A 5,112-nucleotide genomic window follows, 5' to 3' on the forward strand; every position below is an offset into this window, starting at 1 on the left:
GGATCGTCGGCGTGCGGCGGTGGCGGCGGATAGGCCGCGTCGGGACAGATCGGCGAACCAGGCTTCCACGGCCTCTGCATCCGCCTTCATCAGCCCGCCCGCATCGGAAAGCGTGGTCTCGGCGTCGGTCAGGTCCCGATTATAGGCCGACAGGGTGTGGGGTGAGGCGTCGCGCTCGACCGCCATCATCTCCAGAAAGGCCTCAATCTGGGGCGTCATCGCGCAAACCATGCCGCGAACGGATGGCGCACGGTCGGGCTTGGTGTAGAGGTTTTCCCGATCATGCCTGCCTGCGCCTTCGCCTTTGCCGTCCAATCGACCGACCGTTCCGCCGGAGCCGCCGGATGAGGCGGCGTGCGAATCCGGGACCGAGCCGCACCATAGCCCTGGTCGGGCTGATGGGCGTGGGCAAATCGTCGGTAGGGCGGCGGCTGGCCAATCGGCTGAAACTGCCCTTCGCGGACGGCGATGTCGAAATCGAATCGGCGGCCGGGATGACGGTGACCGAGATTTTCGCGGCCCTGGGCGAGGACGAGTTCCGGGCGGGCGAGGCACGGGTCATGCGGCGCTTGCTGGAAGGGCCGCCCATTGTGCTGGCGACCGGTGGCGGGGCCATGATGAACGCCGAGACGCGGGCGCTGCTAAAGGAACGCGCCGACACGGTCTGGCTGCGTGCCGATCTGGCGGTCATCGCCGAACGCGTGGCGCGACGCGACACCCGCCCCTTGCTGCGCGACAAGGACCCGATGGTGGTGCTGAGCACCTTGGCTGAGGCGCGCTATCCCATCTATGGCGAGGCAGATGTGACCGTGGACGTGGGGCAGGGGTCTCACGGACAGGCGGTCGACGCCATTCACAAGCACCTGCGCCGGCACTGGCGGCAGAGGCGTCGTGCGGAGACGAGAAAATGACGACAATCCCGGTCAGCGGCGGAGCTTTCGCGGCCTATGATGTGATGGTGGGGCGTGGGCTGCTGGGGCAGGCTGGCGCCCGTATCGCGCCCATCGCCAAGGGGCGGACCGTCATCATTACGGACCAGACGGTAGAGGCCATCCATGCCGATGCCTTGACGGCGTCGCTGACAGCGGCGGGCGTCCGCAGCGAGATCGTGGCTGTTCCGGCGGGGGAGGGATCGAAGTCCTTCTTCGAGCTGGAACGCGTGTTGGATCGATTGCTAGAGATCGGGCTGGACCGCAAGGATGTGGTCATCGCCCTGGGTGGCGGGGTCGTGGGCGATCTGGCCGGTCTGGCGGCGGCGCTCTATATGCGCGGCATCGACTTTGTGCAGATTCCGACGACCCTGTTGGCGCAGGTGGATTCGTCGGTCGGCGGCAAGACGGCCATCGACACGCCGCGCGGCAAGAATCTGGTCGGCGCCTTCCACCAGCCGCGTCTGGTGCTGGCCGATATCGATGTGCTGGCGACCCTGCCGGAACGTCAGGTGCGCTCGGGTTGGGCTGAGGTGCTGAAGCACGGACTTATCTGCGATGCCGCCTTCTTCGACTGGCTGGCGGGCGAGGGCGCGGCGGGCGCGTCAGGTGATCCGGCAGCGCTGGAGCGGGCGGTGATCCGCTCGGTCGAGATCAAGAGCGCCGTGGTCGGTGAAGACGAAAAGGAGGCGGGGCGTCGCGCCCTGCTGAACCTGGGCCACACCTTCGGCCACGCGGTCGAAACGGAAGTAGGGTTTGATGAAGGCGCGCTGGCGCACGGTGAAGCTGTGGCGCTGGGTTGCTGCATGGCTTTCCGCTATTCGGCGCGCGAGGGTCTGTGTGCGGTTGAGGACGTCGCGCGGGTCGAGGCGGTGGTCGCCGCCGCAGGATTGCCGACGCGGCTGGAACAGGCGGGCGCGTTTGAAGCGGATCGGCTGCTGGCCCTGATGGCGGGCGACAAGAAGGCCGAGGGCGGGGCGCTGACCCTGATCCTGGCGCGTGGAGTCGGTGAGGCCTTCGTCGCCAAGGGCGTCGATGCGGCCAAGGTTCGGACCTTCCTGATCGAAGAAGGCGCGACGTCTTCATCTTGAGCATTTTTCACGGGAGACTGACCCATGGGCGTCGGTCGGGGGGGCGATTACATGTTATCTGGCAAGCGTTTCGCGACTTACAGTCGGCTAAAAGTCTGCGCGTGTACCTTATTGTTGTTGGCGATGCTGGCCGGATGCTGCTGGATGCTGTTGGAGGTCGGTCAAGGAACCTATGGCGGACGACGCAGCCCGGCGACGGCGGTGCTCACATTGGTCCCGGCCGTGCTGGGAGGCGCGGTGTTGTGCGCTGTGGCCATAACCCATCTGGTGAAAAGCCTTATCGAAGAGGCCGCCCTTTTCAGCGAGAATGGCGCGTTGCGAATCCGGGGGTTGAGGAATGTGGTCGTCCCGCTCGCTGAGATTGCTTCGGTCAACAGAAGTGCGAGCGATCCCGGGCGCATCGTTATCGAGGGCGCGGGAGGACGGCGATATTTCTTTAGATCGTCCTTAATGAGAGAACGGTCGCAAGATATTGTGGCGGCGCTTTCGGCCTTCCTGATCGAAGAAGGCGCATCCTGATGCAGATCGCCACAACGGTTCTGCAAGACCGGTTCGTACGGTTGGAGCCTTTTACAGACGCCCTGCGTGACGAGGTGCGTGTGGCGCTGGACTGTGATCCCGCCGCCTGGGAGATCATGGTCACGGCGGGATACGGCGAACATTTCGACCGCTGGTGGGCCTCGGCTCTGGCCGCCATGCAGGCGGGGACGCGGATCGCCTATGCGGTGCGACGGCTGTCGGACGGTGTGGTTGTCGGCACCACCAGCATCTATGAGATCAATCCGGCCTATCGCCGTTGCGAGATCGGCTCGACCTTTTATCGCCCCGAGGCGCGCGGCGGTCCGATCAATCCGGCTTGCAAACGCCTGTTGCTGGGCCACGCCTTCGCCTCAGGCGCGATCCGTGTCGAGATCATCACCGACGCCATCAATCCGCAGAGCCAGGCCGCCATTCTGAAACTGGGCGCCAAGGCCGAGGGCGTGCTGCGTCGGCACAAGACCACCTGGAAAGGTCGGGCGCGCGATACGGCGGTGTTCTCTATCTTGGATGACGAATGGCCGAACGTGCGGGATCAATTAGATCAGAGGCTGGCGGCTTTTCGAATGCTGGAGAAGGCCCGCAACTAAGCCCCAGCCAGCGGATCGGGCCCAAATCTATTGGCTTCGGTCTTTCCACGCAGGAAAAGAATCTCGATTAGGCCCCACACGAAGAATGGGGCGACGAGGAAAACGGCGCCGACCATCGCCAGGATAACAAGCGCTGGCTTATCGAGCGGAAGCTTGGAAAACGCTGAGATGGCGACAACATGGGGGCCAAAGAAACAAACTAGCCACCATCCGCTACGCCCTCTGTCGTGAAGACGCCGAACGAATGATCCCAAGAGATACCATCCCATCAGAATGCCGATGATGAGCAGCACGATGTTGACGGCGAGCAAGTCAGGTACGGCGGCGCCAGCCAACTGAAGGGGCAGCAGAAGAAAGCCAATACCGTAGAATGCTGCGAGCGAAAGGTAGAAACTTCTACGCGAGAGGCGGCCCGAAAAGGTCAGGTTGCCGCGTACCATGTCTTTGAGCCAGTTCATGGCTTTCGTATCGCGGTTCGCTGTCGGCAGGGCAAGTCACGGCGCCGCTTGATGACGGTCTGATTCACCCCTAATCCACCGCGCGGCACTGGGTCGGCTGACGACCTTCGACGGACCAGGTGGCCAGAACGCCCTTGCCGCGCAGTTCGACGTTGGAGGCGCGGTACCAGATGCCGTCAGCGGCGCGTTCCTGGAACAGGTCGACAGCCTCGCCGGATGAGTTGCGGACGGTGGCCATCTGGCGCGGATTGTCGAAATCGACAGACAGGCGCTCGCCGTTGTCACACAGGTAAACCGTGTGGACCACGCGGTTCAGGGTGCGGTCCTGAATCTCGGCGCCCGTGCGCTGGCGGGCGGTCTGGGCGTCGATGGCGCGCTGTTTGACCTCGTCGCCGGTACGCGGGGCCTGGTTCGGATTGGGGCCGCAGGCCGCCAGCAGACTGAGAACGGCAAGGCCGCTGAGAGCGACCGACGACGGCAGGCCCAACTTCGACAAGGCGATCTCCTTCGGATTACAGCGCCGCTTGGCGCCGCGTCTTAACGTGCGTTCTTTGCAGCCGTTCCCCGTCGCTGACGGAAGAAGGTCTTCAGAAGGCTGGACGATTCTTCGGCCAGAAGACCCGAGTCCGTAGTTGGACGCCAGTGGCATGTGGGCTGTTCGAACAGGCGGGGGCCGTGAAGGACGCCGCCGCCCTTGGGATCATCCGCCGCCCAGACGACGCGGCCGATTCGGGCGTGGCTGATGGCGCCCGCGCACATGGCGCACGGCTCCAGCGTCACATACAGGGTCAGGTTGGTGAGCCGATAGTTCTCAAGCGCCGTCGCCGCGCGACGCATGGCTACGATCTCTGCGTGTGCTGTGGGGTCGTGGGCTGCGATCGGACCATTGGCGCCGGTCGAAATTACCTCACCTGAGGCAGGATCGACAAGAATTGCACCCACGGGCACCTCTCCTGCGTCTGCCGCCGCTTGCGCTTGGTCCAGCGCCATGCGCATGAACCGCTCATCATGGTCCGCCATACAGACGACAACGACAAGAAGCCCCGCGCCCGTCAAGACGAACGGTCGCCTCGGCCCTTTAAATCCTCCGGTCCCCGCAAGAGCGGTGACGGGACGAAATCCTTTGGCGATAAGCCACGCAGCCCTCGCGAAGACGGCCCAAAGCGTTTTGGCGACAAGCCGAACCGGGCAGGGGCGGGCGACCGTCCACGTGCCGACAGGGGCGCTGGCCGGGACGGAAAGCCGTCCAAGACGCCGGAAACGCCGCTGCGCGCCGAGCGAATCGCCAAGGCGATGGCCCGCGCCGGCATCGCCTCACGCCGTGAGGTCGAACGCCTGATCGGTCTGGGCAAGGTGGCGGTCAACGGCCGCATCCTGGACACGCCCGCGACCCTGGTGACACGCGACGACGTGATCACCGTGGACGGCAAGCCTATCGGCTCGACCCAATCCACCCGCGTCTGGCGCTATCACAAGCCTGCAGGCCTGCTGACCAGCCACAACGACC

Annotated in this window: 9 protein-coding genes; 5 read left to right on the plus strand and 4 right to left on the minus strand. The window is 64.7% G+C overall.

The window, feature by feature from the left end:
* Positions 1 to 219, minus strand: a 219-nt coding sequence (locus QZ281_RS07930; RefSeq protein WP_292226893.1) for a site-specific integrase, incomplete at its 3' end; no start/stop codon positions are given.
* Positions 220 to 344: 125 nt separating this feature from the next.
* On the opposite strand from QZ281_RS07930, the gene QZ281_RS07935 reads away from it, so the two are divergent.
* The 4 genes from QZ281_RS07935 to QZ281_RS07950 are packed head-to-tail and all read left to right on the plus strand — an operon-like array spanning position 345 to position 3,147.
* Positions 345 to 911, plus strand: coding sequence for a shikimate kinase (locus tag QZ281_RS07935; RefSeq protein WP_292226896.1), 567 nt, complete (start codon positions 345 to 347; stop codon positions 909 to 911).
* A complete protein-coding gene (gene aroB, locus QZ281_RS07940) occupies positions 908 to 2,020 on the plus strand; it encodes a 3-dehydroquinate synthase (protein WP_292226899.1) in 1,113 nt (370 codons plus the stop codon). Before QZ281_RS07935 ends, aroB begins: the two co-directional genes overlap by 4 nt.
* 24 nt (positions 2,021 to 2,044) lie before the next feature.
* Complete coding sequence (locus tag QZ281_RS07945; RefSeq protein ID WP_292226902.1) at positions 2,045 to 2,539, plus strand: hypothetical protein; 495 nt, start codon at positions 2,045 to 2,047, stop codon at positions 2,537 to 2,539.
* The gene (locus tag QZ281_RS07950) at positions 2,539 to 3,147 is read left to right on the plus strand and encodes a GNAT family protein (RefSeq protein WP_292226904.1); all 609 of its coding nucleotides are present in this window, start codon (positions 2,539 to 2,541) and stop codon (positions 3,145 to 3,147) included. The genes QZ281_RS07945 and QZ281_RS07950 overlap by 1 nt, the downstream gene beginning before the upstream one ends.
* Here the strand turns inward: QZ281_RS07950 and QZ281_RS07955 are convergent.
* From QZ281_RS07955 to tadA, 3 genes are all read right to left on the minus strand, one after another.
* Positions 3,144 to 3,605: a DUF805 domain-containing protein gene (locus QZ281_RS07955; RefSeq protein ID WP_292226908.1), complete on the minus strand. Its 462-nt coding sequence runs from the start codon at positions 3,603 to 3,605 to the stop codon at positions 3,144 to 3,146. The two genes, QZ281_RS07950 and QZ281_RS07955, sit on opposite strands and share 4 nt — an antisense overlap.
* Positions 3,606 to 3,675: 70 nt before the next feature.
* A complete protein-coding gene (locus QZ281_RS07960) occupies positions 3,676 to 4,101 on the minus strand; it encodes an MliC family protein (RefSeq protein WP_292226911.1) in 426 nt (141 codons plus the stop codon).
* Between the two features lie 41 nt (positions 4,102 to 4,142).
* Positions 4,143 to 4,601 (minus strand): tRNA adenosine(34) deaminase TadA, encoded by a 459-nt coding sequence (gene tadA, locus QZ281_RS07965; protein WP_292226913.1) that lies wholly within the window; start codon positions 4,599 to 4,601, stop codon positions 4,143 to 4,145.
* Between the two features lie 12 nt (positions 4,602 to 4,613).
* Here tadA and QZ281_RS07970 point away from each other — a divergent pair.
* The coding region (locus QZ281_RS07970) for a S4 domain-containing protein (RefSeq protein WP_292226915.1) at positions 4,614 to 5,112 on the plus strand (499 nt) is incomplete at its 3' end.

Origin of the sequence: Brevundimonas sp. (assembly GCF_018608325.1) — a bacterium.
In the GTDB taxonomy this organism is placed as follows: Bacteria; Pseudomonadota; Alphaproteobacteria; order Caulobacterales; family Caulobacteraceae; genus Brevundimonas.